23 protein-coding genes and 1 pseudogene are annotated in these 23,491 nt (G+C 64.1%); 11 read left to right on the top strand and 13 right to left on the bottom strand.

Going from position 1 to position 23,491, the window contains the following annotated elements; all coding sequences use genetic code 11:
* Positions 1-226: 226 nt before the first annotated feature.
* Genes ATI53_RS18450 through dusB form a run of 3 tightly spaced genes read right to left on the bottom strand, consistent with a single transcriptional unit; the run spans position 227 to position 3,726 of the window.
* Positions 227-1,600 carry a response regulator gene (locus ATI53_RS18450; RefSeq protein WP_009506900.1) on the bottom strand — a complete coding sequence of 458 codons (1,374 nt, stop codon included), beginning with the start codon at positions 1,598-1,600 and terminating at the stop codon, positions 227-229.
* On the bottom strand, positions 1,601-2,668 hold the full coding sequence (locus ATI53_RS18445; protein WP_034453563.1) for a two-component system sensor histidine kinase NtrB: 1,068 nt from the start codon (positions 2,666-2,668) through the stop codon (positions 1,601-1,603).
* Positions 2,669-2,682: 14 nt separating this feature from the next.
* On the bottom strand, positions 2,683-3,726 hold the full coding sequence (gene dusB / locus ATI53_RS18440) for a tRNA dihydrouridine synthase DusB (protein WP_111551063.1): 1,044 nt from the start codon (positions 3,724-3,726) through the stop codon (positions 2,683-2,685).
* 178 nt (positions 3,727-3,904) lie between these two features.
* On the opposite strand from dusB, the gene ATI53_RS18435 reads away from it, so the two are divergent.
* The 3 genes from ATI53_RS18435 to ATI53_RS18425 are packed head-to-tail and all read left to right on the top strand — an operon-like array spanning position 3,905 to position 6,025.
* Positions 3,905-5,047 carry a bifunctional 2-C-methyl-D-erythritol 4-phosphate cytidylyltransferase/2-C-methyl-D-erythritol 2,4-cyclodiphosphate synthase gene (locus tag ATI53_RS18435; RefSeq protein ID WP_111551062.1) on the top strand — a complete coding sequence of 381 codons (1,143 nt, stop codon included), beginning with the start codon at positions 3,905-3,907 and terminating at the stop codon, positions 5,045-5,047.
* Complete coding sequence (locus ATI53_RS18430) at positions 5,044-5,529, top strand: phosphatidylglycerophosphatase A family protein (RefSeq protein ID WP_111551061.1); 486 nt, start codon at positions 5,044-5,046, stop codon at positions 5,527-5,529. Before ATI53_RS18435 ends, ATI53_RS18430 begins: the two co-directional genes overlap by 4 nt.
* A gap of 10 nt (positions 5,530-5,539) precedes the next feature.
* Positions 5,540-6,025, top strand: a complete 486-nt coding sequence (locus ATI53_RS18425) for a CinA family protein (RefSeq protein WP_009506905.1) — start codon at positions 5,540-5,542, stop codon at positions 6,023-6,025.
* Here ATI53_RS18425 and ATI53_RS18420 read toward each other — a convergent pair.
* Positions 6,017-6,472, bottom strand: a complete 456-nt coding sequence (locus ATI53_RS18420; RefSeq protein ID WP_009506906.1) for a type II toxin-antitoxin system RatA family toxin — start codon at positions 6,470-6,472, stop codon at positions 6,017-6,019. The two genes, ATI53_RS18425 and ATI53_RS18420, sit on opposite strands and share 9 nt — an antisense overlap.
* 90 nt (positions 6,473-6,562) lie before the next feature.
* Between ATI53_RS18420 and hpt the strand changes: the two genes are divergently transcribed.
* Entirely contained in the window at positions 6,563-7,105 is a 543-nt protein-coding gene (gene hpt / locus ATI53_RS18415) for a hypoxanthine phosphoribosyltransferase (protein ID WP_009506907.1), read from the top strand.
* Between the two features lie 57 nt (positions 7,106-7,162).
* Here the strand turns inward: hpt and trpB are convergent, their stop codons facing one another.
* Complete coding sequence (gene trpB, locus ATI53_RS18410; protein WP_034453560.1) at positions 7,163-8,389, bottom strand: tryptophan synthase subunit beta; 1,227 nt, start codon at positions 8,387-8,389, stop codon at positions 7,163-7,165.
* Between the two features lie 215 nt (positions 8,390-8,604).
* On the opposite strand from trpB, the gene trmFO reads away from it, so the two are divergent.
* Genes trmFO through gluQRS form a run of 3 tightly spaced genes read left to right on the top strand, consistent with a single transcriptional unit; the run spans position 8,605 to position 11,053 of the window.
* A complete protein-coding gene (gene trmFO, locus ATI53_RS18405) occupies positions 8,605-9,957 on the top strand; it encodes a methylenetetrahydrofolate--tRNA-(uracil(54)-C(5))-methyltransferase (FADH(2)-oxidizing) TrmFO (RefSeq protein ID WP_111551060.1) in 1,353 nt (450 codons plus the stop codon).
* The gene (locus ATI53_RS18400; protein WP_009506910.1) at positions 9,954-10,175 is read left to right on the top strand and encodes a hypothetical protein; all 222 of its coding nucleotides are present in this window, start codon (positions 9,954-9,956) and stop codon (positions 10,173-10,175) included. Before trmFO ends, ATI53_RS18400 begins: the two co-directional genes overlap by 4 nt.
* 20 nt (positions 10,176-10,195) lie before the next feature.
* Positions 10,196-11,053, top strand: coding sequence for a tRNA glutamyl-Q(34) synthetase GluQRS (gluQRS, locus tag ATI53_RS18395; RefSeq protein ID WP_009506911.1), 858 nt, complete (start codon positions 10,196-10,198; stop codon positions 11,051-11,053).
* On the opposite strand, the gene hisI is transcribed toward gluQRS, so the two are convergent.
* Positions 11,034-11,393: a phosphoribosyl-AMP cyclohydrolase gene (gene hisI, locus ATI53_RS18390; RefSeq protein WP_034453566.1), complete on the bottom strand. Its 360-nt coding sequence runs from the start codon at positions 11,391-11,393 to the stop codon at positions 11,034-11,036. The two genes, gluQRS and hisI, sit on opposite strands and share 20 nt — an antisense overlap.
* 69 nt (positions 11,394-11,462) lie before the next feature.
* Between hisI and ATI53_RS18385 the strand changes: the two genes are divergently transcribed.
* Entirely contained in the window at positions 11,463-11,915 is a 453-nt protein-coding gene (locus ATI53_RS18385; protein ID WP_009506913.1) for an iron-sulfur cluster assembly scaffold protein, read from the top strand.
* Here ATI53_RS18385 and ATI53_RS18380 read toward each other — a convergent pair.
* The 5 genes from ATI53_RS18380 to sciP form a co-directional block, all read right to left on the bottom strand.
* On the bottom strand, positions 11,912-12,394 hold the full coding sequence (locus ATI53_RS18380; RefSeq protein ID WP_111551059.1) for a hypothetical protein: 483 nt from the start codon (positions 12,392-12,394) through the stop codon (positions 11,912-11,914). The genes ATI53_RS18385 and ATI53_RS18380 overlap by 4 nt on opposite strands.
* An 824-nt stretch (positions 12,395-13,218) precedes the next feature.
* Positions 13,219-15,309 carry an ATP-dependent DNA helicase RecG gene (recG, locus tag ATI53_RS18375; protein WP_111551058.1) on the bottom strand — a complete coding sequence of 697 codons (2,091 nt, stop codon included), beginning with the start codon at positions 15,307-15,309 and terminating at the stop codon, positions 13,219-13,221.
* Positions 15,306-17,561 carry an NAD-dependent DNA ligase LigA gene (gene ligA / locus ATI53_RS18370; protein WP_111551057.1) on the bottom strand — a complete coding sequence of 752 codons (2,256 nt, stop codon included), beginning with the start codon at positions 17,559-17,561 and terminating at the stop codon, positions 15,306-15,308. Before ligA ends, recG begins: the two co-directional genes overlap by 4 nt.
* 79 nt (positions 17,562-17,640) lie before the next feature.
* A complete protein-coding gene (gene ctrA / locus ATI53_RS18365) occupies positions 17,641-18,357 on the bottom strand; it encodes a response regulator transcription factor CtrA (protein WP_111551056.1) in 717 nt (238 codons plus the stop codon).
* A 108-nt stretch (positions 18,358-18,465) separates the two neighbouring features.
* Complete coding sequence (gene sciP, locus ATI53_RS18360; RefSeq protein ID WP_009506920.1) at positions 18,466-18,771, bottom strand: CtrA inhibitor SciP; 306 nt, start codon at positions 18,769-18,771, stop codon at positions 18,466-18,468.
* 140 nt (positions 18,772-18,911) lie between these two features.
* Here sciP and mnmA point away from each other — a divergent pair, with 140 nt between their 5' ends.
* From mnmA to typA, 3 genes are all read left to right on the top strand, one after another.
* On the top strand, positions 18,912-20,054 hold the full coding sequence (gene mnmA / locus ATI53_RS18355) for a tRNA 2-thiouridine(34) synthase MnmA (RefSeq protein WP_111551055.1): 1,143 nt from the start codon (positions 18,912-18,914) through the stop codon (positions 20,052-20,054).
* A 163-nt stretch (positions 20,055-20,217) separates the two neighbouring features.
* Positions 20,218-20,547: a DMT family transporter gene (locus ATI53_RS18350; protein ID WP_009506922.1), complete on the top strand. Its 330-nt coding sequence runs from the start codon at positions 20,218-20,220 to the stop codon at positions 20,545-20,547.
* 68 nt (positions 20,548-20,615) lie between these two features.
* On the top strand, positions 20,616-22,433 hold the full coding sequence (gene typA / locus ATI53_RS18345; protein WP_009506923.1) for a translational GTPase TypA: 1,818 nt from the start codon (positions 20,616-20,618) through the stop codon (positions 22,431-22,433).
* A 222-nt stretch (positions 22,434-22,655) separates the two neighbouring features.
* Here the strand turns inward: typA and ATI53_RS18340 are convergent.
* Positions 22,656-23,137, bottom strand: a pseudogene (locus ATI53_RS18340) (IS5 family transposase); the annotation flags it as partial.
* Positions 23,138-23,163: 26 nt separating this feature from the next.
* Positions 23,164-23,491, bottom strand: a 328-nt coding sequence (locus ATI53_RS18335) for an IS66 family transposase (RefSeq protein ID WP_146609959.1), incomplete at its 5' end; no start/stop codon positions are given.

The following is a 23,491-nucleotide window of genomic DNA, read 5'->3' as shown; positions in this document are numbered from 1 at the left end:
ATCCGCTCGATCCGCGCCCACGTCATGCCACGCGAAACAGATTTCCGTGCCCGAATGGCCACAGAGGTACCTCGCCTTGATGTGCTGCCCGGTGCCAGAACGGCGTTGCCTCGGGGTCGCGGACAGCGAACCGCCATATTCTGTGGCTTCTATCACCCATCCCCTGACGAATTTTCTGTGGATAACCCGTCAGGCGACGCGGCGAGGCCACATCTATGTGATCCTTTTACATCAGTTTGCGGCGGCGTGTCACGCGAATATCGAGATCGGTGATCTTCTTTCGCAGCGTATTCCGATTGATTCCCAGCAGGTCGGCGCATTTCGCCTGGTTGCCGCCCGTGGCCTCCAGCGCGATCTCGATCAGGGGTGCCTCGACCTCCTTGAGAATGCGCGTGTACAAGCCAGGCGGCGGTAACATGTTGCCGTGCAGATCGAAATAGCGCCGCAGATGCCGCGAGACCGAGGTGCCCAGCTTTTCCGCGTCGCCCCCGCGCAGGATCGGGCCGGTGTCGGGCTGGTTGCCCAGCACCGCCTCGACCTCGGATCGGCTGATTTCCTCGGCGCGGCTGGTCAGCGACAGGCGGCGCACGGAATTTTCCAGTTGCCGCACGTTGCCCGGCCAGCTGTAGGCGCGAAACAGCTCCGAGGCATCCTTGGACAGCCACCGCTTGGGCGCGCCCTCGCGTTCGGCGCGGGCCAGGAAATGATCGGTCAGCAGCGCGATGTCCTCGACCCGCTCACGCAGGGACGGCACGTTGATCGTGGCGCCGGACAGGCGATAGTACAGATCCTGGCGCACCCGGCCTTCTTCCATCGCCTGGCTCAGATCGCCCTGCGAGGTCGCCATGAAACGCGGCACATGTTCGCCCGGAATATCCATCATGCGCACGATTCGGGCCTGAATCTCGTCGGAAATATCCGAGATTTCGTCGATCAGCAGCGTGCCGCCCTTGACCCGCGCAAGCGTGCGCGCCGGGCCTTCGAGATCCGACAGATCGGCGCCGGTCGCGGTGATGAAGGGCAAGGTCCGGCGGTCGGAAAAATCGTGGACCGCGCGCGCGATCAACGACTTGCCGGTGCCGCTTTCACCCGAAATCAGCACCGGAAGATCGGTGTTCATCACCCGAGCGACCAGCCGGTACAACGCCTGCATCGCGGGCGTCTTGCCGACCAGCGGCAGCTCGTCGGGGGCATCGGCCCCGATGGTGGCCACGTCCTCGCGTCTGGACGTCCGGTTGCGGTTGTCCAGCGCCTTGGCCGTGCGCTTCATCAGGTCCGGCAGGTCGAAGGGCTTGGGCAAATAGTCGTATGCTTCGGCCTCGGCGGCCTGAATCGCCGTCATGATGGTGTTCTGGGCCGAGATCACGATAACCGGAAGTTCCGGCCGATCCTGGTGGATCTTGGGCAGCATTTCCAACCCGTTGCCATCGGGCATGACGACATCGGAAATCACCACGTCGCCCTTGCCCTCACCGACCCAGCGCATCAGCGTGGTCAACGAACTGGTGGCATGGACCTTGCAGCCCGCCCGTGTGAGCGCCTGTGTCAGAACAGTGCGGATGGTGCGGTCGTCATCCGCAACAAGAACGGTGCCGTCCATTTACGTCTTCTCCTCTGTCTCGCGCGGTGCGCGGGGAAGTGAAATCCTGAAAACAGTGCGGCCCGGAACGGAATCCACCGAAATCCAGCCGTCGTGATCGGAAACGATCTTGCTCACCAGCGCGAGGCCTAGCCCCGTGCCATTCTCTTTTCCCGAAACGAAGGGGTCGAACACGTCGCCTCGGATATCGTCGGGCAGACCGGGGCCGTCGTCGATGACCTCAATCTGAAGCGGCAGTTTCTGCGCCGAGCCATCGGCGCGCCGCGTCCGAAAGCTGTGCTCGTAGAACGTGTGCAGCCGGACGGTGCCGCCGGATTTTGGGTCCGCCGCTTCGGCGGCATTCTTGAGCAAGTTCAGAATCACTTGCAGCAACTGGTCCGGATCGCCGTAGGCCGCGGGCAGCGAAGGGTCGAAATCCTCGACGTATTTCATGTGCCCGCCGACGCCGAGCTGCGTCGACCGGCGCGCCCGGTCCAGCACGTCGTGGATGTTGACCGGCTTCTTTTCCGGCGCCACGAGGTTGCCGAATTGTTCGACCTGTTCAAGCAGTTTCACGATGCGGCGGGTTTCGGCAACGATCAGGTCGGTGAGTTCCAGATCGTCCTTGGACAGGCTCATCGACAGCAGCTGCGCCGCACCGGCGATGCCGGCCAGCGGGTTCTTGATTTCATGCGCCAGCATCTCGGCCATGCCGATGGCGGATTTGGCAGCGGATTTGACCGAATGGCTCTGGGTCATGCGCCCGGCCAGCTCACGCGGGCTGATCAACATGATGAACCAGCCCGGATAGCCCTGCACCGGCGCAATCTGAAGATTGCAGACCAGCGGCGGGCGGTTGCCGGTGCCCACGTCCACATCGTTGACGAACAGCGGCGTGCCATTGGCGCGCGCGCGGGCAAGGCTTTCTTCCAGCGGCGCATCCACCGCAAGCCGGTCCCAGATCGGCTGACCGACCAGCCACTTGGCGGAATTGTTCAGGAACCCTTCGGCGGCGGGGTTCATGTCGGCGATACGCTCTTCGGCGTCGAGCAGGATCGACGGTACCGGCAGTGACGACCACAGCTGCATCTGAAGTTCGCTGTTCACGCCGCCACCGCCTTGCCTGTGGCCGCGACGGCCTTGCCGGGGGAGGCGGACGCCGTGTCGCTGGCCTCCGCGTCGGGTCGGTTCAGGGCGTCGTCCAGCAGCGCGCAAACGCGGGCGGGCTGCGTTTGCGTCAGCACGAGGCGGCGCAGCTCGGGCGGAGTTCCGGCGGCATCCATGTACCAGCCAAGGTGTTTGCGCGCGCAGCGCCCCCCCAGATCGGGGCCGTAAAACCGGATCATGTCCTGATAATGCTCTTTCGCGATTTCTGCGCGCGCGGCGCCTTGCGGTATTTCCGGGGCCGGCGCGCCGTACAGCGCATGGGCGATCTCGGCCAGGCGCCAGGGCGCTCCCCGCGCGCCGCGCCCGATCATCACACCGGCCGCGCCTGACAGGCGCAGCGCCGCGCGCGCGGTAGCGGCGCTCGTGATGTCGCCGTTGGCAACCACGGGCACCGACACGGCGTCCACCACGTCGCGGATCGCGGCCCAGTCCGCCCGCCCCTTGTAGAACTGGCAGCGGGTGCGCCCGTGAATCACCAGCATCCGCACCCCCGCCGATTCGGCCCGGCGCGCCAGATCCGGCGCGTTGCGGGTCGCATCGTCCCAGCCCAGCCGGGTCTTGAGCGTCACCGGCACATCGACGGCATTGGCCACGGCGTCGATCAGGCGCAGCGCATGGTCGGGATCGCGCATCAGCGCCGATCCGGAATACCCCCCCGTCACCTTCTTGGCCGGGCAGCCCATGTTGATGTCGATCACCCGCGCGCCCATGTCGGCGACGCGGCGGGCGGCCTCGGCCATCGGCTCGGGCGCGCGTCCCGCGATCTGCACGGAGGTGTTCGCCCCGCCTGCCCCCAGTTCGGCCTTTTCGCGGGTTCCCGGCCGCGCGGTCAGGAATTCGCCCGAGGCAATCATCTCGGACACCACAAGACCGGCCCCCCAGCGCGAGACAAGCGATCTGAACGGCAGATCGGTGACCCCCGCAAGCGGAGCGAGCAGAACCGGAGGAGTGATCGAGAGGTCACCCAGTGACAGAGTCAAGCGCCTATTCCTTGTGCATATGCTTGTGGGGTAACCTGCCCCGCATCCGCATTCAATCTCTGATACTCGTTTTGCCTGCACAGCACCATGACACGCCTAATTTTTGATCACCCGCCAAGGGCCGATTGCACCGCCCCGCGCCACGCCCTAGGAAGATCCCGAAAGTGAGCGTATCCGCATGAAGACAGGCGTCATCATCGTGGCCGCCGGGCGCGGCACCCGCGCGGGCGGCGATCGGCCCAAGCAATGGCAGGACCTGGCCGGTAAACCGGTTGCCCGCTGGACGCTTGAGGCCTTTTCCCATCTGCCGAGCCTGATTCTGGTGATTCATCCGGACGATACCGCCATCGCAACCGCCTGCTGCGCGGGGCTGGACGTGACCCTGGTTCACGGCGGGCCCGACAGGTCCGCATCGGTGCGCGCGGGGCTTGCAGCGGTCAGGGATGCGTCCCTGAAGACGGTCCTTATTCACGACGTCGCGCGCCCGTGCGTGTCGCGCACAGTGATCGACGCCGTGACCGACGCGCTGTCGCGGCACGATGGCGCCGCCCCGGCGCTTGGCGTGACCGATGCCCTGTGGACGGGCGCGGCCGGACGAGTCACCGGCACGCGCGACCGCAAGGGGCTGTGGCGCGCGCAGACCCCGCAGGGATTTCACCTTGACGCCATCACCGCCGCCCACGCCGCCCACCCCGGCGGGGCCGCTGACGATGTCGAGGTCGCGCTGGCCGCCGGGCTGGATGTCGCCATCGTTCCGGGCGAGGACCGCAATCTCAAGATCACCGGCCCGCGGGACTTTGCGCGGGCCAGCGCTATTGTTACCCCCACAAGGGAGACCGCGATGGATATCCGGCTGGGCAACGGTTACGACGTACACCGCTTTGGCGCGGGGGATCACGTCGTTCTGTGCGGCGTGAAAATCCCGCACGGGCGTGGGTTGCAGGGGCATTCGGATGCGGATGTCGGCATGCACGCGGTCACGGATGCGCTGTATGGCGCCATGGCCATGGGCGACATTGGGCGGCATTTTCCCCCTTCGGACCTGCAATGGAAGGGCGCTGCCTCCGAAATTTTCCTGCGTCACGCGGTGGACCTTGCGGCGCGGAACGGCTTTGCCATTTCCAATATCGACCTCACGCTGGTCTGCGAACAGCCAAAGATCGGGCCCCACGCCGGTGCGATGACCGCCGAAATGGCGCGCATCACCGGCGTCGCCCCGGACCGGATTTCCGTCAAGGCGACAACATCGGAACGGCTGGGGTTCACCGGCCGAGAAGAAGGTATCGCCGCCATCGCAACCGCAACACTGGTGAAACCATGAAGCTTGTCGCCTCGTTTTTCGGCGTGGGGTATCTGCGCCCCGCCCCCGGCACCTGGGGCTCGCTTGCCGCGCTGCCGGTGGGTTACGGCATCCTGCTAGCGGGTGGGTTCTGGCTGTTGCTCGCGGCCAGCGTCCTGGCGTTTGCGATCGGACTGGCCGCGACGCAAAGGGTGATCGCAACCGGCGACGACCACGACCCGTCCTGGGTGGTGATCGACGAGGTGGTTGGCCAGTGGATCGCGCTGTTCCCGGTCGGCTACGGCGCGGCGATGATGGGGGTCGATCTCTGGCGGCTGTATCCCGGCTGGATCGCGGCGTTTGTGCTGTTCCGGCTGTTCGACATCTGGAAACCCTGGCTGGTGGGCAAGGCCGACCGCATGGGCTCTGCGCTGGGGGTGATGCTGGATGACGTCATCGCGGGGGTGTTTGCGGCGATCGTGACCATCGTTCTGGCCGCGCTGGCCCACGGCGTGCTGATGTGAGGGCGCCGATGTGACGCAAATCCTTGCCACCGAAATCCTGACGCTGGCGCGTGCCCGCGGCCTGATCGTGACCACCGCCGAAAGCTGCACCGGCGGCCTGGTTGCAGCCGCGCTGACCGATATTGCCGGATCATCGGAAATCTTCGAACGAGGGCTGGTGACCTATTCCAACGCCGCCAAGCGCGACCTGCTTGGCGTGGCGCAGGACACGCTGGACCGGCATGGCGCGGTATCCGAACAGGTCGCCGCCGAAATGGCCAGGGGCGCGCTGGATTGCGCGCGCGCCGACCTGTCGGTCGCGGTGTCGGGCATCGCTGGCCCCGGCGGATCGGAGCACAAGCCCGAAGGGCGCGTGTGCTTTGCGCTGGCCGGCAAGATCACGGCCGCCGTTGTCGAGACCGTGGAATTCGGCGCGCTGGGGCGTGCGAACGTGCGCGCCGCCGCCACCGAACATGCGCTGAGACTGCTGCGCGACGCGCTGGCGCGCCTAGGCTGAGGGGCCGTAAAGCGCATCTGCGCGCCGCTCGAACGCCCGCACGATGCGCTGCATCGCCTCGTAAAAGAACATGCCCGCCGCCCCTTGCAGGATACGGTTGCGGAATTCGAAATCGACAAAGAAATGCACGTCGACGCCGCCCTCGGGCGTATCCTCGAACCGCCATTTCGAAATCATGTGCTTGAACGGGCCGTCCAGATATTCAGTGTCGATCCGGTTTTCCTGCGGATACAGCGTCACGCGACTGCCGAACCGTTCGCGGAACACCTTGAAGCTGATGACCAGGTCCGCCAGCATCACCTCGTGATCCTCGACCTGTTCGCAGGACCGGATGCGCGCGGCTGCCGTCCACGGCAGAAATTGCGGATAGGATTCGACGTCGCCGACCAGATCGTACATCTGCTGGGCGCTGTATGGCAGGTGCCGGGTTTCGGAATGCGTAGGCATGTGGCTGGTTCTAGCCCTCGTTTCCCGCGTGACAATCCCGTGGTGTTTCTTATGCTGGGCGCGCATTTGCAAGCGGTTTACGGGGAATCCATGACAGAGCAGCCCTATGTGGTCGATGAGATGATCTCGGCCAAGGCAATCGCCGCGCGCATCGAGACGCTGGCCCGCGAGATCGGGCGCGAATTCGCGGACACGGAAAAGCTCATCGTCGTGGGGCTGTTGCGCGGCAGCTTCGTGTTCATCGCCGATCTGGTGCGCGAACTGGATCTGCCGGTCGAGGTGGATTTCCTTGAGGCGTCATCCTATGGCGATGCGCTGGAATCCAGCCGCGAGGTGCGCATCCTCAAGGATCTGCGCTCGCCCATCGAAGGGCGCGACGTGCTGGTGGTCGAAGACATCGTCGACACCGGGTTCACGCTCAGCCATGTGCTGCGTCTGTTGAAATCGCGCGCGCCGCGCAAACTGCGCACCATCGCGCTGCTGGACAAGCCCGCGCGGCGCGAAGTCGACCTGCGCGCCGACTGGATCGGGTTCGAGATTCCCGACGAATTTGTCGTCGGCTACGGCATCGACTTCGCGCAGCGAAACCGCAACCTGCCGTTCATCGGCAAGGTGCGCTTTCCCAACGCATGACCAGGGGCGCGGGTCCGCCACGCATAACCGGGGGGGAGGCCCCCGCGCCCCGTCAGATCAGCCCAGCTTCTGCCCCAGATGCTCGGCCACGGCAAAGATATCCTTGTCGCCGCGCCCGCACATGTTCATCACGACAATATGGTCCCTGGGCAAGGTCGGCGCGATCTTCATCACATGCGCCAGCGCGTGGCTGGGTTCCAGCGCCGGAATGATACCTTCGGTGCGGCAGGAAAACTGGAACGCCTCCAGCGCCTCGGCATCGGTGATCGACACATATTCCGCCCGCCCCACATCGTGCAGCCAGGCGTGTTCCGGCCCGATTCCCGGATAATCCAGCCCCGCCGAGATCGAGAACCCCTCAAGGATCTGCCCGTCATCATCCTGCAACAGATACGTCCGGTTGCCATGCAGCACGCCGGGTCGCCCGCCGGTCAGCGAGGCGCAATGCTGCATTTCGTCGTTGACGCCCTTGCCTCCCGCCTCGACCCCGATGATCTTGACGGACTTGTCGTCGAGGAACGGATAGAACAGCCCCATCGCGTTCGATCCGCCGCCAATGGCCGCGATGACGGTATCGGGCAGACGCCCCTCGCCTTCCTGCTCGGGCAGCTGCCAGCGCACTTCCTTGCCGATGATCGACTGGAAATCGCGCACCATGGCCGGATACGGATGCGGCCCCGCCACGGTGCCGATGCAGTAGAACGTGTCGCGCACATTGGTCACCCAGTCGCGCAGCGCATCGTTCATCGCATCCTTCAGCGTACCGCGCCCCGACGTCACCGGAATCACCTCCGCCCCCAGCAGCTTCATCCGGAACACGTTGGGTTTTTGCCGCTCGACGTCGTGCGCGCCCATGTAGACGACGCATTTCAGCCCGAACTTGGCGCAGACGGTGGCGGTCGCCACGCCATGCTGCCCCGCGCCGGTTTCCGCGATGATCCGCGTCTTGCCCATGCGTCGCGCCAGGATGATCTGCCCCAGCACGTTGTTGATCTTGTGCGCGCCGGTGTGGTTCAGCTCGTCCCGCTTGAGGTACACTTTCGCACCGCCCAGCTCCTGCGTCATGCGCTCGGCAAAATACAGCGGCGAGGGCCGCCCGACGTAATGCTTCCACAGGCCGTCCATTTCAGCCCAGAAACTGTCGTCGGTCTTGGCGTGGTCGTATTCCGCCTCAAGCGCCAGGATCAGCGGCATCAGCGTCTCGGACACGAAGCGCCCGCCGTGAATGCCAAAGCGCCCCTTTTCGTCGGGGCCGTTCATGAAGGAATTGAACAGATCGTCCATCGCGCGCCTCTCCGTTTTTCAGTTGCGCACCATTAAGCCACAAGCGTCCGTTTTGACCAGCCCCCCAGCAGGCGCGCGCGCCCTTCATCTTGCCCTTCATCTTGCCAGATAAACTCCGGGGGGAGCCGCAGGCGGGGGGCAGCGCCCCCCTCGGCACCAGACATCGCGCGCGTCCCCTCTTAACTTCGCCGCACCGATCCCCTATCTGCCAAGTCATGACACAGACACTTCATATCGTCGGCGGCGGCATGGCCGGATCCGAGGCCGCCTGGCAGGCGGCGCAAGCCGGCATCGACGTGGTCATCCACGAGATGCGCCCCGGCGTCGAAACCTTCGCCCACCGCACCGGCAAGCTGGCCGAGATGGTGTGCTCGAATTCCTTCCGTTCCGACGACGACGAGCAGAACGCCGTCGGCCTGCTGCATTGGGAAATGCGCCGGGCGGGCGGCATCGTGATGCGCATGGCGCAGGAAAACCGCCTGCCCGCCGGCGGCGCGCTGGCGGTCGATCGCGACGCATTTTCCCAGGCTGTCACCGATGCCCTGCGCGCCCACCCCAGGATCGCTGTCAGCGATGAGGAAATCACCGCCCTGCCCGACGATGGCCACTGGATCATCGCCACCGGCCCGCTGACCTCGGACGCGCTCGGGCGGGCCATCGCGGCGGAAACCGGCACCGACGCGCTGGCGTTTTTCGACGCCATCGCCCCCATCGTACACGCCGACAGCATCGACATGGGCGTGGCCTGGATGCAATCGCGCTACGACAAGGGCGACACCGAAGAAGAACGCCGCGCCTACGTCAACTGTCCGATGACCAAACCGCAGTACGAAGCGTTTATCGACGCGCTTCTGGCTGCGGAAAAGACCGAATTCCACGCAGGCGAGACCGCCGGTTACTTCGACGGTTGCCTGCCGATCGAGGTCATGGCCGAGCGCGGCCGTGAAACCCTGCGCTTCGGCCCGATGAAGCCTATCGGCCTGACCAACGCGCACGCGCCCGATGACAAGGCCTATGCGGTCGTGCAGCTGCGCCGCGACAACGCGCTTGGCACGCTGTACAACATCGTCGGTTTTCAGACCAAGATGAAATACGGCGCGCAGACCGAAGTGCTGCGGATGATCCCCGGCCTGCAAGACGCCCGGTTTGCGCGGCTGGGCGGGATTCACCGCAACACGTTCCTCAACTCTCCGACGCTGCTGGATGCGCAGATGCGCCTGCGCTCGCGCCCCAACATCCGCTTCGCGGGCCAGATCACCGGGGTCGAGGGGTATGTGGAATCCGCTGCCATGGGATTGGCCGCGGGGCGCATGGCCGTTGCCGAGATCCTCGGCCACGCGCTGCCCGACATCCCCCAGGATACCGCCCATGGCGCGCTGATCCACCACATCACCGGCGGCGCCGAGGCCAGGAGTTTTCAGCCGATGAACGTGAACTTCGGCCTGTTCCGCCCGATCGAAGGCCTGAAAGGCGGCCGTCGTGGCCGCAAGGACCGTTACAAGGCCTATACCGACCGCGCCAAATCCGCGTGGGACGGCTGGCTTGCCACGCAAGAGGTGCCCGCATGAACTATGTCCTCGCCCTTTTCCTGCCGCCACTGTCGATCTTTCTGACCGGGCGGATCTTTCTGTCGATCTTTGTTTTCGTGATCTGGGTTCCGGCGATCATCTTTTCGGGCGGTCTCACGCATCCGATGTTCATCCTGCTGGCGTGGATCCTCATCTATCAGTCGGGCGAAGAACGCCGCACCCGCCGGATCGAACGTGTCTGGCGCGACGAGGACTGAGGACTGACCCCGCTCGCGCCATGATAACGCGCTTTGCCCCTTCGCCCACCGGCCCGCTGCACCTTGGCCACGCCTTTTCGGCGCTGACCGCGTGGGACATGGCGCAGGCGGCGGGGGGAACGTTTCTGCTGCGGATCGACGATCTGGACCGTAGCCGCGCCCGCCCCGAATGGGAAACCCGGACGAAGGACGATCTGCGCTGGCTGGGCCTGTCCTGGCCCGAACCCTGCCGGCGCGAATCCGAGCACCTGAGCGAATATGCCGCCGCACTCGACCGGCTGTGGACGATGGGCCTGCTTTATCCCTGCACCTGCACCCGGCGCGACATCCGTGATGCGTTGTCCGCGCCGCAGGAAGGCGCGCCGCTGATGGGTCCGGACGGGTTGATCTATCCAGGAACCTGCCGCCCGGCGCGTCCGCCGTCGGGGCCGCGCCCGGACGCCGCGACACTGCGGCTGGACATGGCCCGCGCCTGCGCTGTTGCCGGGGCGCCGGGTTTCACCGAAACCGCGACCGGCACGCAAACCGTGCAAACCCCACCCGACCGGATGGTGTCGCGGATCGGCGACGTGGCGCTGGCGCGCCGCGACATGGGGGCGGCCTATCATCTGGCGGTGGTGGTGGATGACGCCGCGCAACGCATCACCCATGTGGTGCGCGGCGCAGACCTGTTCGAAGCAACCCCCATCCACGCGCTGTTGCAGCGGCTTCTCGGTCTGCCGACTCCGGTCTACCATCACCACCGGCTGATCCGTGACGACGCGGGCAAACGTCTTGCCAAGCGCGACGACGCGCGCGCCATTGCGCTTTATCGGACCGAAGGCCGTTGCCCTGACGGGATCCGCGCCATGGTCGGCCTCAGACCATCGGCGCCATGATCTCGGTCTCGTCTCCGTCCCGGATCGCCGTATAGAAACATGACCGCCGGTTGGTGTGACAGGCCGGTCCGGTCTGGCGCACGACCGCAAGCAGGCAGTCACGGTCGCAATCGATGCGCAGATCGACCAGTTCCTGGACGTGACCGGACGTTTCGCCCTTGACCCAATAGGCGCTGCGTGAGCGCGACCAGTAGGTCACGCGCCCCGTTTCCAGCGTGCGCGCCACCGAATCCGTGTTCATCCAGGCCATCATCAGCACCTCGCCCGTCGTCTCGTCCTGCGCGATGCAAGGGATCAGGCCGCGGGCGTCATAGACCAAAGTTTGTGGATCGAAGCTTATCACGGAAATTTCCTTTTGCAGCGGCGCGCTGGAACCCTATCTAGGAAAGACGATCCGAAAGGGAAAGCCATGTCTGCCGAAACCGACCTCATCAAGCTTTATTCCCAGCGCATTCTGGCGCTTGCCGCCGATATTCCCCGGACCGGTCGACTGGATGCGCCGGACGCAAGCGTCAAGAAACGCTCGCCGCTGTGCGGATCGACGGTGACGGTCGATCTAACCATAAGCGATGGCAGGGTGTCCGACTACGCCCAGGACGTGAAGGCCTGCGCGCTGGGTCAGGCGGCGGCGGCGGTCGTGGGCGGCGCCATCGTCGGCTGCACGCCCGCACAGATCGACGCCGCGCGCGACGGTCTGCGCGCCATGCTCAAGGACGATGGCCCGCCCCCGCCCGCGCCCTTTGCCGATCTCGAGGTGCTGCGCCCGGCGCAGGCCTACAAGAACCGTCATGCGTCGATCATGCTGGCGCTCGACGCCGCAAGCGAAGCGGCCCATGCCGCCGGGGCAGCGCAGGCCGTTTAAGGCAATCGAGGGGAATCGGGCTTGTTCCGTGTGGGAACGGACGGGGCGCCTGAATGGACCATGATGCCACCCTGCGTGTGCCCGATGCCGCCCACGCCCTTGCCAGCCCTGCACGCGGCGCCACATCGCTGGGGCGCGAGGTTGTCGATACTGCCGCCTTCCTTCAGCCCCTCGACGATCACAGCAAGGGACAGCTTCTGGCCCGTGACCCGGGTCGGCAAGGCGACCAGGAACGTCGCCAGCGCCAATGCCCGCGTGTCCGAAGACATCCACGACGTTGCCGAAGCCGCGCCGGCGATGCGATCAACGATCTCGGTCGACAGACCGATGACGCCGCTCGGGACATTTCCAAGACCATCGCGAAAATGCCGGAATGGATCGAAAAGCTCAGCTCTGGCGCGCGCAGGAGCGTGAGCGAGGCTGACACCGCCCTGTCGGATGCCGGCAAGCGAGCCTCGGCAGATGATGACCGGTTTCACCGCACTGACGGATCGCCCGCTGCGCCCAATTCGGGACGCCGTGCTGCAAGCGGACGATCGCGTGGTGGTCTGCGCCACCGCCGATCGCAACGGCTATCTTCCGACGCACAATGCAGAATTTTCCAAACCCCAGCGCAGCGATCCGGTCCGGAATGCCGTCGACAGCAGCAACCGGCGCGTCTTTGACGACCGGGTCGGGCTGAAGGCGGGGCGCAACAGCGTGCCTTTTTCCGCGACACGTCTATCGTCGCGTCCGGCGCGCAGGCACCTTCATGATGATGCAAGATCTGTCCGCGCCGATCATCGTGCGCGAAAAAGCACTGGGGCGGGCTGCGGCTGGCCCACCGGGTCTGACAAAAAAAAGCCGCCGCACTCTGTCGGGACAGAGGCGGCGGTCAGTGGCGTGTCCTTATCCCGCCGGGCAAACCTGCTTGGATCGGGCAGATCACAGGTTTTGCAGGGACAGGCGCAACACATTCGGGCAGGAACGTGCGACCGGTCGGAAAAAAGACCGCAGGCAGAAACGGATCAGAGGCTGACCCTCAAAAGCTGGGCAGGTGCAGCGCCCCGACAAGAATGACAACAAGGCAGAGCGCACCGATCATGTCCTGAAACAGCGTGCCGTCAGATCGGGCGATGGCGCGGCGGAGGGTCTCGATCATCTTCCAAACTCCCTTGTCTTCATTTTGTTGCCCATTTGTTCTCATATCATTAACCCGATGTAAAGATGTTTTTGAGAACATTTGTGAACACGGCAAGGACGAGGCGATCGTTTCCCTGCTCACGTCAGATCTCGGGCGGCGACGTTTCCTGTCGTTTCCCCCTTAGCCGACCGAAATCAGACGGATCGCCTCGTCCTGACGCATCAGCCACAACAGCAGGCGCGCGGCCTTGCCGCGCGGGCTTTGCAGTTGCGGATCGTCGTGCAACAGTTTGCGCGCATCGCTTTGCGCAATGGCCATCAGGCCGGACTGGTGTTCCAGATCGGCGATACGGAATCGTGGCAGCCCCGACTGCGCCGTGCCGATCAGATCCCCGGCACCCCGCATTTCCAGATCGACCTCCGAGATGCGGAACCCGTCTTCGGTCTCGCGCAGTGTCGTCAGCCGCTTGGTGCCGGAATCGTTCAGAGGCGGCTGATACATCAACAGGCAGGTGCTTTCTGCGGTGCCGCGCCCCACCCGCCCGCGCAGCTGGTGCAACTGCGCCAGCCCGAACCACTCCGCCCGTTCGATCACCATGATCGACGCATTCGGCACGTTCACCCCGACCTCGATCACCGTCGTGGCCACCAGAACCTGGGTTTCACCCGCCACGAATGCCGCCATCGCCGCATCCTTGTGCGCATGCGGCATCTGACCGTGCACCAGCCCCACCACACCCTCGCCGAGCGCGGCGCGCAGATGTTTGAACCGGTCCTCGGCGGCGGTGAGATCGACAACCTCGCTTTCCTCGACCAGCGGACAGACCCAATAGGCCTGCCGTCCGTCGGCCACCGCCTTGCGCAGATGCGCGATCACCTCTTCCATCCGCCCGGACGAGATCAGCGCGGTGCGGACAGGCTTGCGACCGGGCGGTTTTTCATCAAGCAGCGACACGTCCATATCGCCGTATTGCGCCAGCGCAAGACTGCGCGGGATCGGCGTCGCGGTCATCACCAGAACGTCCACCGCCGCGCCCTTGCGCCCCAGTTCAAGCCGTTGACGCACGCCGAAGCGGTGCTGTTCATCGACGATGGCAAGGCGCAGACCGGCGAACTGCACATCTGGCTGGAACACCGCATGGGTGCCCACCAGAATGTCGATGTCGCCACGCGCCAGTGCCGCAAGTTTGGCCCGGCGCTCCGTCCCCTTGTCGCGCCCGGTCAGCAGATCCAGCACGACGCCCGCCCGTTCCGCCAAGGGGCGCAACCCCTCCAGATGCTGGCGCGCAAGGATTTCGGTCGGCGCCATCATCACCCCCTGCCCGCCAGCCTCGACCGCAATCAGCAGCGCCATAAGCGCCACAAGCGTCTTGCCCGCGCCGACATCGCCTTGCAGCAGGCGGTTCATGCGCTGTGGTTCGGCCATGTCTTGCGCGATTTCATCCATGGCGCGCAACTGCGCCCCGGTAGGGCGAAACGGAAGCGATGCCAACACCTTGCGCCGAAGGGCGCCGGTGCCGATCAACGCCATCCCCTTCTTGGATCGCCGATGCGACCTGGCCAGCGCCAGCGTCAATTGATGCGCGAGCAGCTCATCATACGCCAGCCGCGCCCGCGCCGGGGCGATCTGCGTCATGTCCTGCTCGCCTGTCGGCGCATGCCCCGACAGCAGCGCCGCACGCCAATCCGGCCAACCCTCACGCGCTTTGAGGCCCGGATCTGTCCATTCGTCCAGTTCGGGCGTGCGCGCCAGAACTTCCGCAACCGCCTTTGTCATCAGTTTTTGCGTGACGCCCGCGACCAACGGGTAGACCGGTTCGAACGGGGGCAGCGCGCCCGCCTCGTCGGTGGGCAGAACATGGTCGGGATGAACCATTTGCGCCAAACCGTCAAACATCTCGACCCGGCCGGACACCAGTCTGCGGGCGCCTTCTGGCAGGACCCGCTGCAAATAGTCGCCCCGGCCGTGAAAGAACACGAGTTGAAAGGCACCCTGCGCGTCCTCGACGTTGATCCGGTACGGGCCGCCCTTGCGCGCCGAAGGCACATGCGTGCCCACCGTGACCTCGACCGTGACAACACCGGGAAGAATCGCATCGCGCACCGACGGTTTCGGGCGTCGGTCGATCACCCCGTGCGGCAGGGTGAACAACAGGTCGCGCGGGGCCTCGATCCCGGCTCCCTCCAGCGCCTTGGCGGATTTCGGACCGATGCCGCCAAGCGTTGTCAGCCCGGCGAACAGCGGCCAGAGCGGTTCGGGCCGCTGGCTCATGCCCCGATCAGCTCCAGCCAGGCATCTTCGTTCATGACGGTAATGCCGAGTTCGCGGGCCTTGATCTCTTTCGATCCGGCCCCTGGGCCGGCGATCAGGATATCCGTTTTCTTGCTGACCGAGCCTGACACCTTGGCGCCAAGCGCCTCGGCGCGGGCCTTGGCCTCGGCACGCGTCATCTTTTCCAGCGTGCCCGTAAAGACCACGGTCTGTCCCGCCACCGGGCTGCCCGCCGTATCGGGGGGGGCGGCATCCTGAATATCGAGCTGCCGCACCAGCCGGTCGATCGAGGCGCGCTCGGTTTCCTGACCGAACGATGTCACCAGCGAGACCGCGACCGTCTCGCCGATGCCGTCGATGCCGATCAGATCGTCCCAGGCCGCGCGCGCATCGGGAGGCAAAGGCGGGTCTTCGGCCCAGCACGCCTCGCGCGTTTCCTTGATGCGCGCACGGCGCCCCTGTTCTGCGGCGATCTTGCGTTCGCACTCAACGGCTTGCTCTGCCCGGCGGTAGCGCAGCGCGGCCGGTTGCGCCGCATCTACCGCGTTCAGCAATGCGCCCCAGGACAGGTAATGCCGGGCAAGATCGTTGGACACGACCTCGCCCACATGCCGGATCCCGAGCGAGAAAAGCAGACGTCCAAGGGGAATCTTGCGTTTCTCGTCGATGGCATCGAACAGGTTTGCCGCACTCTTTTCGCCCCACCCGTCGCGGTTCTTGAGCTGCTGCATTCCCGCGCCATACCTCTCGCGCAGCGTAAAGATGTCAGCGGGTTCGTCGATCCAGCCGTCAAGGTGGAACTGTTCAACCTGTTTTGCGCCCAGACCTTCGATGTCAAATGCCGCGCGAGAAACGAAATGTTTCATCTTTTCAACCGCCTGAGCCGGGCACGCCATACCGCCTGTGCAGCGCCTTACTGCGTCGCCTTCTTCGCGGATCGCGTCAGAGCCACACTCGGGGCAGATCTCGGGAAAGGCAAAGGGCGTGCTGTCTTCTGGCCGTCTGTCAAGATCGACATCGGCGATTTTGGGAATCACGTCGCCCGCGCGATAGACCTGAACCCAGTCGCCGACGCGAATATCCTTGCCGTCGCGGATGGGGGTGCCGGTGGAATCGCGCCCGGAAATGTAATCTTCGTTGTGCAGCGTGGCGTTGGACACCACGACGCCACCGACGGTGACCGGCGCCAGGCGCGCCACCGGAGACAGCGCCCCGGTGCGCCCCACCTGAATGTCGATGGACTCAAGCCGTGTCCAGGCCAGCTCGGCCGGGAATTTATGCGCGATCGCCCAGCGGGGCGTGGTCGAACGGAACCCGAGCCGCGCCTGTAGCGCCAGATCGTCGACCTTGTAGACCACGCCGTCGATGTCATATCCCAACGTTGCGCGCTGGCCTTCGATCCAATTGTAATGGGCGAGCATCTCGGCAGGTCCGTTGCATCGCCGGGTAAGCGTATTGATGCTGAACCCAAGCGTTGCGAGCCGGTCGATGGCAGCCTTCTGGCTGGCTGCCAGCGGTTCCGACAGCTCGCCCCAGGCATAGGCAAAAAATTTCAGCGGGCGGGCACGCGTGATTTCCGCGTCAAGCTGGCGCAGCGACCCGGCGGCGGCGTTTCGCGGATTGGCGAAACGCTTGGCCCCGCGCGCCTCTTGCCGGTCGTTCAGGGCTGCGAAATCATCGTGGCTCATGTAGACTTCGCCGCGCACTTCCAGAAGGTCGGGCGCGCCTTGCAGCGTTTCGGGAATATCGTCGATGGTGCGGGCGTTGGCGGTGACGTTTTCACCGACAGCGCCGTCGCCGCGCGTTGCCGCCGTGACCAGAACGCCGTTTTCATATCGGAGCGACAGCGACAAACCGTCGATCTTGGGCTCGGCGGTAAAGGTCAGAGCGGCGTCGTCAGGCAGGCCAAGATAACGCCGGATTGCGCGGTCGAAATCCGCAATCTCGTCCGCCGAGAAAGCGTTGGCAAGCGACATCATCCGCACGCTGTGCGCGACCTTTGAAAACCCCTCTGCCAAAGGAGCTCCGACCTGATCGGTCGGGCTGTCGCCACGTTTGAGGCCTGGGAACCGGGTTTCTATGGCGAGGTTGCGCTGTTTGAGAGCGTCGTACTCGGCGTCGTCGATGTCGGGCGCATCATTGGTATGATACGCCTCGTTCGCCGCCGCCAGCAGCGACGCAAGGCGCGAAAGCTCTTCGCGCGCCTGTGCTTCGGTCAGATCGTCGACCGGGATCTGTTGCTTTGTCGCCATCGCCGCGCCCCCTTCACAAACCATCCGGCGGAAGTGATAGGGCGCAACGGTTCACTCGTCCAGCGGTGAGGCGGCGGTGTCAGCCGGCTGCCGCGACGGCGGTCTGGGTGCTGACGTGCGGTTCGGGATCGCGCAGCACATAACCGCGCCCCCAGACAGTTTCGATATAGTTTTCATCACCGGTGGCTTCTGACAACTTCTTGCGAAGCTTGCAGATGAACACGTCGATGATCTTGAGCTCAGGTTCGTCCATGCCGCCGTACAGATGGTTAAGGAACATCTCTTTCGTCAGGGTGGTCCCCTTGCGTAGCGAGAGCAGTTCCAGCATCTGGTACTCCTTGCCGGTCAGATGCACCGGCTTGCCCGCAACCTCGACGGTCTTGGCATCAAGGTTGACCGAAATCTTGCCGGTTCGGATGACCGACTGCGAATGCCCCTTGGACCGTCGGATGATCGCATGGATTCGCGCCACCAGTTCGTCGCGATGAAACGGTTTGGTCAGGTAGTCATCTGCCCCGAAGCCGAAGCCCTTGATTTTGTTCTCGGTATCGTCCGCCCCCGACAGGATCAGGATGGGCGTATTGATCCGCGACTGGCGCAACTGGCGCAGCACCTCATGCCCATGGATGTCGGGCAGATTAAGATCGAGAAGGATCAAATCGTAATCATACAGTTTCGCCAGGTCGATGCCTTCTTCGCCCAAATCGGTCGAGTAGACATTGAGGTTGGCGTGGGTCAACATAAGTTCAATGCTCTTCGACGTGGTTGGGTCGTCTTCCACCAGAAGGATACGCATAATCCGTTCTCCGCTTGTTCTGTCCCGTTGACCCGACACTGTCGGAAATAGGTTAATGGAACTTTACCGTAGAGGAACGTCGCGTATTTTCAACTGCTGGTTGCACATTCAAGCGTTATCTTCGATCCCATCCACCCCCGGAGCCCGGAATTTCTGGATCAACGTGGCTTTCAGCGCCTCTTCGCCGTGATGCGCAACCGCTTCGATCCATTCCTTAAGCTCTTCTTCGGACAGACCGTAGCGTTCCATCGCCTGCGGCTCGGACAACAGGCCGAAGCTGACGGCCTTCACCACGGCGGCCTTGCGCGACGCAACCCAGCGCCGGGTCTCGGCAGGCGGCAGGTCAGCCCGTGTCATCACACTGCCATCGGGCAGAGTGACCGCGCGCGGGCCGTCGATTTTCTTGAGATACATCGGTCTTATGTCCCAGTCGTTTCGGCTTTGCGATATTTGAACCGACACGATTTAACGGGACCTAAAACGGCCCCTTGAGAGTATGTTGCATTTTCATATATTCACCGAAATTCTCTTCGGATTGACCCAGGAAGGCGGCCATGCCCCTTGATGCCCCCAGATTGAACTCGCTTGGCCTGCCAAAGCCGCCCTCGCAAACGCGAGTCGTGGTCGCCATGTCCGGCGGCGTCGACAGCTCGGTCGTGGCCGCGATGCTGGCCGAAGAAGGCTATGATGTGGTCGGTGTGACCTTGCAGCTTTACGATCACGGAGCGGCGCTTGCGAAAAAGGGCGCCTGCTGCGCAGGGATCGACATCCACGATGCGCGCCGCGTCGCCGAACAGATGGGGTTCCCGCACTATGTCCTTGATTACGAAAACATCTTCAAGGACGCGGTGATCGACGAATTTGCCGAAAGCTATCTTGGCGGCGCCACCCCGGTGCCCTGCATCCGCTGCAATGAGCGGGTGAAGTTCAAGGATCTGCTGGAAACGGCCAGGGATCTGGATGCCGACTGCATGGCGACCGGACATTATATCCAGCGCATGGATGGCGATCATGGGCCAGAGCTGCATTGCGCCGCAGACGCGAACCGCGACCAGAGCTATTTCCTGTTCTCGACCACAGCCGAACAGCTGTCTTTCCTGCGATTCCCGCTTGGTCATCTCAAGAGCAAGGCGGAGACCCGTGAACTGGCGGCCAAATACGGGCTGAGCGTGGCCGACAAGCCCGACAGCCAGGACATCTGTTTCGTGCCCGACGGCAACTATGCCGCAGTGATCGAAAAACTGCGCCCCGGTGCGGCCGAGCCCGGCGAGATCGTGCATGCGGATGGCCGCGTTCTGGGCACGCACCGCGGGGTGATTCATTACACCATCGGTCAGCGGCGCGGCCTTGGCATCGGCGGGCTTGCCGATCCGCTTTATGTGGTCAAGCTGGATGTGGACGCGAAGCAGGTCATCGTCGGCCCGAAGACCATGCTTGCGACCCGCACCGTCCCCGTGCGTGAGATCAACTGGCTGGGCACGACGCCCTTTGCCAGTCGCGAAGAATGGCACCTGTCGGTCAAGGTTCGTTCGACCCGCCCGCCGCGCGACGCGATCGTGCGCCCCATCTCGGACACCGAGGCACTGGTCGAACTGACCAGCGCCGAAGAAGGCATCAGCCCCGGACAGGCCTGCGTCTTCTACGACCCCGAGGGCACGCGGATCTTTGGGGGCGGCTGGATCTGGCGCGGCGCGTAGGCGTTCCGGGCAAGGCGGGCCGCGACGTCATCGGGCCCGTTTGGCCCGCCGAACGGGCATCGGGCGTGCCCGACGCCGCGCCAGGCCCGATCCCGCTGGCAAGCGCGGCAAATCCGGGCCATGTAACCGGAGCATTTACCGCGCGCATACGAACGGACCCCCCATGCCCTATCTCATCCTTGCCATTGCTGTTCTTGCCGAAACCATCGGCACCTCCGCGCTGCAGGCCAGCCATCAATTCACCCGGCCGATTCCGTCGCTGCTGTCAGTCGCCGCCTACGCGATCGCCATTTATGTTCTGTCCATGGCGCTGAAATACATGCCCGTGGGCGTGGCCTATGCCATCTGGTCGGGGCTTGGCATCGTTCTGATCGCGATCATCGGATTTGTCGCCTTTGGTCAGAAACTCGATCTCCCCGCCGTGGCCGGGATCGGGCTGATCCTTGCCGGTATCCTCGTGATCAATCTGTTTTCCGCGACGACCGGGCATTAAGGGGCTGGCAATCCGGGCGCTATGACGCTAGGCGAAGCCCAAACTCCCTTCCTTTCAAAGGCTGCCCCATGGACCTTCGCAATATCGCGATCATCGCCCACGTTGACCACGGCAAGACGACCCTCGTCGACGAGCTGCTCAAACAGTCGGGTGCTTTCCGCGAAAACCAGGCCGTGGCCGAACGCGCGATGGACAGCAACGACCTGGAGCGCGAGCGTGGCATCACCATCTTCGCCAAACCGACCTCGGTCGAGTGGAAAGGCACGCGCATCAACATCGTCGACACCCCCGGCCACGCCGATTTCGGCGGCGAGGTCGAACGCATCCTCAGCATGGTCGACGGTGTGGTCCTGCTGGTCGATGCCGCCGAAGGCCCGATGCCGCAGACCAAATTCGTGACCTCCAAGGCGCTCGCGCTTGGTCTGCGCCCGATCGTGGTGCTCAACAAAGTCGACAAGCCTGACGCCGAACCAGATCGCGCGCTGGACGAGTGTTTCGATCTCTTCGCCTCGCTCGACGCGGACGAGGATCAGCTTGATTTCCCGCATATGTACGCCTCGGGCCGCAACGGCTGGGCCGATGCCGAACTTGACGGCCCGCGCAAGGATCTCTCGGCGCTGTTCAACCTCGTGGTGAACCACGTCCCCGCCCCCAAACAGATCAGGCATCAGGACGAAGATTTCCGGATGCTGGCCACCACGCTGGGGTCCGACCCCTTCGTCGGTCGCCTGCTGACCGGCCGCGTCGAAACCGGACGCGTCAAGGTCGGCCAGACGGTGCAGGCTCTTAGCCGCATCGGCCAGAAGATCGAACAGTTCCGCGTCACCCGCGTGCAGGCGTTCCGGGGCCTTGGCCAGACCGACATCGACGAAGGCCTCGCGGGCGACATCGTTTCGCTCGCCGGGATGACCAAGGCAACCGTGGCCGATACCATTTGCGCGCTTGCCGTGGATGAACCGCTCGATGCCCAGCCCATCGACCCCCCCACCATCACCGTCACCTTCGGCATCAACGATTCGCCGCTGGCGGGCCGCGACGGCAAGAAGGTGCAGTCCCGCGTCATCCGTGAGCGTCTGATGAAAGAGGCCGAAGGCAACGTCGCGATCAAGATCGCCGACACCCCCGGCGGCGAGGCGTTCGAAGTCTCGGGGCGCGGCGAATTGCAGATGGGCGTCCTGATCGAAAACATGCGCCGCGAGGGGTTCGAACTGTCGATCTCGCGCCCGCAGGTCATCATGAAGGAGATCGACGGCAAGCTGATGGAGCCGGTCGAAGAGGCCACCATCGACGTCGACGATGAATATTCCGGCGCGGTCATCGAAAAGCTGACCGGCGTGCGCAAGGGCGAACTGGTGGAAATGCGCCAGGCCGGCGCAGGCAAGACCCGCATTATCGCCCATGTCCCGTCGCGCGGCCTGATCGGCTATCACGGCGAATTCCTGACCGACACCCGCGGCACCGGCGTTCTGAACCGGGTGTTCCATGGCATGACCCCGCACAAAGGCCCGATCGAAGGCCGCCGCGCGGGCGTTCTGATCTCGATGGAAAACGGCGAAGCGGTGGCCTATGCGCTTTGGAACCTGGAAGATCGCGGCAAGATGTTCCTTGGCGCGCAGGCCCCGGTCTACACCGGCATGATCATCGGCGAGCATTCGCGCGACAACGATCTTGAAGTGAACCCGCTCAAGGGTAAAAAGCTGACCAACGTGCGCGCAAGCGGCACCGACGAGGCGGTCCGCCTGACCACCCCGATCACCCTGTCGCTGGAAGAGGCCATCGCCTACATCAACGACGACGAGCTGGTCGAAGTGACGCCGAACGCGATCCGCCTGCGCAAGCGCTATCTGGATCCGAACGAGCGTAAGCGGATGTCGAAGGGGCAGTAGGGCTTCTAGGTCACCGTAAACGAAGAAACCTCGCTGATCTCAGCGGGGTTTCTTATTTGGAGGACATCCCAAAATGGAATTTCTTCGAAACTCAGGTCCAAGTCAAAGCGAGAATGTACTGGCCCGGCAGCGGTTGACACCTCTACATCGAGATACCCTTTCGCACTATAGGTCTCCTCCTGTTCTTCTCCAGAATATGTATGCCAAAACGTCTTCTTTAGGTCATGTTGACAAGAGGCGGATCCATAGGCGGATGGACGTGATATCCATGAACCCCAGGAAGCTTTCAGCCGTTTTGTCGTAGCGGGTTGCGTCGCGGCAGGCGTTCTTGAGCGTGTTGAAGCACCGCTCGACAAGGTCGCGCAATGAATACAGCGAATGATCCACACCGACGCGCATCTTGCGTGACTTGCGCATGGGTATTTGAGTGAGCACATCCCGTGCATTCATCTTTTTCCGAATGCTGTCAGCATCATGGCCTCTGCCAGCCCACAGAAGGCTCGGCTTGGGCAGATTGTCGGCCATGACCAGATTGACCCCCAAACAGTCGAATGTCTGGCCCGGGGTGATCTCGGTTCTCATGGGCAGGCCTGCTGCATTGACGCGGAGGTGGATCTTGGTCGTGAAGCCACCTCCTGAACGGCCGAGACGCTGACGCGGAGTCCCCCTTTTGTGCCCGCTGCCTGGTGATGGGCGCGGATCACGGGTAAGCATCCGGCGTAGGCTGCGGTCATGTAGCGAGTTGGCGCTGCGATGTCTGCCAATTCCATGGCAGAAGGTCCGGCACCCGTGAAGCCGTTGTGTTGGGGAGCTTGTCGCGGACGTCGGCGCGCCAAGCTTGCGGGTCGATGTCGTTTATCCTGGCGGTGACGATCAGGGAATACATGAAGGCGGCACGGTCGCCTCCACGCTCGGAGCCGGCGAAGAGCCAGGATTTCCGTCCCAAGGCGATGCCGCGCAGTGCGCGCTCGGTCGCGTTGTTTGTCAGGCGGACGCGCCCATCCTCAAGGAACAACGTGAAGGCGTTCCACCGGTCCGTCTTGAACATGTCGCTGATG

Source organism: Salipiger aestuarii (assembly GCF_003259905.1).
Taxonomy (GTDB): domain Bacteria; phylum Pseudomonadota; class Alphaproteobacteria; order Rhodobacterales; family Rhodobacteraceae; genus Salipiger; species Salipiger aestuarii.
Note: the sequence above shows the minus strand (reverse complement) of the source record. Positions and strands in the feature narration are given on the sequence as shown.

Coding starts and splice junctions, on each gene's coding strand:
- ATI53_RS18450 (WP_009506900.1), bottom strand. CDS start 1,600: ATGGACGGCACCGTTCTTGTTGCGGATGACGACCGCACCATCCGCACT.
- ATI53_RS18445 (WP_034453563.1), bottom strand. CDS start 2,668: ATGCAGCTGTGGTCGTCACTGCCGGTACCGTCGATCCTGCTCGACGCC.
- ATI53_RS18435 (WP_111551062.1), top strand. CDS start 3,905: ATGAAGACAGGCGTCATCATCGTGGCCGCCGGGCGCGGCACCCGCGCG.
- ATI53_RS18430 (WP_111551061.1), top strand. CDS start 5,044: ATGAAGCTTGTCGCCTCGTTTTTCGGCGTGGGGTATCTGCGCCCCGCC.
- ATI53_RS18420 (WP_009506906.1), bottom strand. CDS start 6,472: ATGCCTACGCATTCCGAAACCCGGCACCTGCCATACAGCGCCCAGCAG.
- hpt (WP_009506907.1), top strand. CDS start 6,563: ATGACAGAGCAGCCCTATGTGGTCGATGAGATGATCTCGGCCAAGGCA.
- trpB (WP_034453560.1), bottom strand. CDS start 8,389: ATGGACGATCTGTTCAATTCCTTCATGAACGGCCCCGACGAAAAGGGG.
- trmFO (WP_111551060.1), top strand. CDS start 8,605: ATGACACAGACACTTCATATCGTCGGCGGCGGCATGGCCGGATCCGAG.
- ATI53_RS18400 (WP_009506910.1), top strand. CDS start 9,954: ATGAACTATGTCCTCGCCCTTTTCCTGCCGCCACTGTCGATCTTTCTG.
- gluQRS (WP_009506911.1), top strand. CDS start 10,196: ATGATAACGCGCTTTGCCCCTTCGCCCACCGGCCCGCTGCACCTTGGC.
- ATI53_RS18385 (WP_009506913.1), top strand. CDS start 11,463: ATGTCTGCCGAAACCGACCTCATCAAGCTTTATTCCCAGCGCATTCTG.
- recG (WP_111551058.1), bottom strand. CDS start 15,309: ATGAGCCAGCGGCCCGAACCGCTCTGGCCGCTGTTCGCCGGGCTGACA.
- ligA (WP_111551057.1), bottom strand. CDS start 17,561: ATGGCGACAAAGCAACAGATCCCGGTCGACGATCTGACCGAAGCACAG.
- ctrA (WP_111551056.1), bottom strand. CDS start 18,357: ATGCGTATCCTTCTGGTGGAAGACGACCCAACCACGTCGAAGAGCATT.
- sciP (WP_009506920.1), bottom strand. CDS start 18,771: ATGTATCTCAAGAAAATCGACGGCCCGCGCGCGGTCACTCTGCCCGAT.
- mnmA (WP_111551055.1), top strand. CDS start 18,912: ATGCCCCTTGATGCCCCCAGATTGAACTCGCTTGGCCTGCCAAAGCCG.
- ATI53_RS18350 (WP_009506922.1), top strand. CDS start 20,218: ATGCCCTATCTCATCCTTGCCATTGCTGTTCTTGCCGAAACCATCGGC.
- typA (WP_009506923.1), top strand. CDS start 20,616: ATGGACCTTCGCAATATCGCGATCATCGCCCACGTTGACCACGGCAAG.